The organism is Streptomyces sp. UH6 (genome assembly GCF_013421635.1).
GTDB classification, from domain to species: domain Bacteria; phylum Actinomycetota; class Actinomycetes; order Streptomycetales; family Streptomycetaceae; genus Streptomyces; species Streptomyces abyssomicinicus.
Genome location: NZ_JACADT010001117.1, coordinates 1 through 1,745, shown reverse-complemented (window position 1 = coordinate 1,745; position 1,745 = coordinate 1). Strand labels below are relative to the sequence as shown.

Sequence of the window (1,745 nt, the reverse complement as noted above, 5' to 3'; positions counted from 1 at the left end):
CCAGCAGGTCGACCAGGCCCAGTTCGCGGGCCTCCCGCGCCTCCACCCGCCGTGCCGTGAAGATCAGCTCCGCGGCCCGCGCGGCGCCCACCCGCCGCGGCAGCAGCTGCGTGCCGCCGCCGCCCGGGATGACGCCCACGGAGACCTCCGGCAGACCCACCACCGCCGTGCCGTCGGCGACGATCAGGTCGCAGGAGAGCGCGATCTCGAAGCCGCCGCCCAGCGCGAAGCCGTGCACCGAGGCGATCGTCGGCATCGGCAGCTCCAGCACACCCGTGTACGCGGCCCGGTTGACGGGGCGCTGCCGCCGCAGCTCCGCGTCACCGAAGCCGTTGCGCTCCTTGAGGTCCGCGCCCACGCAGAACGCCCGCTCGTGGCTGGAGGTCAGGACGACCACCCGCGCGTCGCCGTCCGCCGCCAGCGCGTCGCAGGCCGCGGTGAGGGAGCGGGCCATCTCCGTGGAGACCGCGTTCATCGCCCGCGGGCGGTCCAGGACGAGCTCGGCGACGTGCCCGTGCCGCACCACCCGCACGAACTCCCCGTACCGCTCGCCGTCCGCGCCGCCCCCGTGTTCCGTCAGGGCCTGGTGCTCGGTCATGGTGGACAGCCTCCCGGTGTCGACGACGTCACTGTTGTCGCCGGGGATCATCTCAGGACGTCAGCGCGGGGAGCCCCGCCGGGTGAGCAGCCACGGCTCGACCACGCCGAGACCACGCACCGGCCGCTGCCACATCGGCTGGAGGGCGAACCGGTACCTCTGCTCCTCGTCCTCCTTGACCTGTTCCTCGGCGGAGGGGGCGTCCTGGGTGCGCCGCAGTTCCTGGGCGAACTCGCTGTCGACCAGGACCGCGTCCCGGGGGGCTATGGAGGTGAGCCGGGAGGCCAGGTTCACCGTCGTGCCGAAGACGTCGCCCATCCGGGTGGTGACGGTGCCGAACGCCATGCCGACGCGGAGCTCCGGCATCGTCTCGTCGTGGGCGAGGGTCTCGATCAGGCGGAGCGCGATGTCCGCGGCGACCCCGGCGTCGTCCGCGACGTAGAGGACCTCGTCGCCCAGGGTCTTCACCAGCCGGCCGCCGTGCGCGGCCACCAGGTCGGCGGCGGTGGTCTCGAACGCCTCGACCAGCTCGCCCAGCTCCTCCTCCTCCAGGCGGCGGGTCAGCCGGGTGAAGCCGACCAGGTCCGCGAAGGCGACGCACAGACGGCGGTCGACCATCTCCTCGTCGTCCGCCGTCTGGATCACACGGCCCGTCGCGGCGGCGAGCTGGCGGCGCCAGACGTAGACCAGGAACTCCTGGAGCTCGGGCAGGAGCAGCTCGATGAGGGGGTAGGTCACCTCGGTGCGGGTCATGCCCGGCTCGGGGGGCTCGGTGAGGCCCTCCAGGAAGGAATCGATCTGCCATTCCGCCAGACGGGCGGTGGTCTGACCGGTGGAGCGGGCGACCTGCACCGCCATCGGCTCGCTGAGCAGGCCCGCCTCGACGAGACCGGCGAGGCGGCGCAGGGCCAGCACGTCGGCCTCGGTGAGGGCCTTGGCCTGGCCGATGTCGGCGAAGCCCATGGCGCGCCAGAAGCGGGAGGCGAGCTCCATGGAGACGCCGGCGCTGCGGGCGGCCTGGAAGGGGCTGTAGCGGCGCTCCGCACCGAGGATCAGGGCCTCGAGGCGCAGGGCGAGCGGGTCGTCGTCGGAGGTGCCGGTGGTGTTCTGGGCGGCGGTGCGGTCGGCGGCGGTGGGTTCCTCACCC

Annotated in this window: 2 protein-coding genes; both read right to left on the bottom strand. The window is 73.6% G+C overall.

Annotation, left to right across the window (positions count from 1 at the left end):
• The coding region (locus tag HW445_RS29800; RefSeq protein WP_180223928.1) for an enoyl-CoA hydratase/isomerase family protein at nucleotides 1-598 on the bottom strand (598 nt) is incomplete at its 3' end.
• Between the two features lie 60 nt (nucleotides 599-658).
• A partial coding sequence (locus HW445_RS29795; RefSeq protein ID WP_257231371.1) for an adenylate/guanylate cyclase domain-containing protein occupies nucleotides 659-1,745 on the bottom strand: 1,087 nt, incomplete at its 5' end.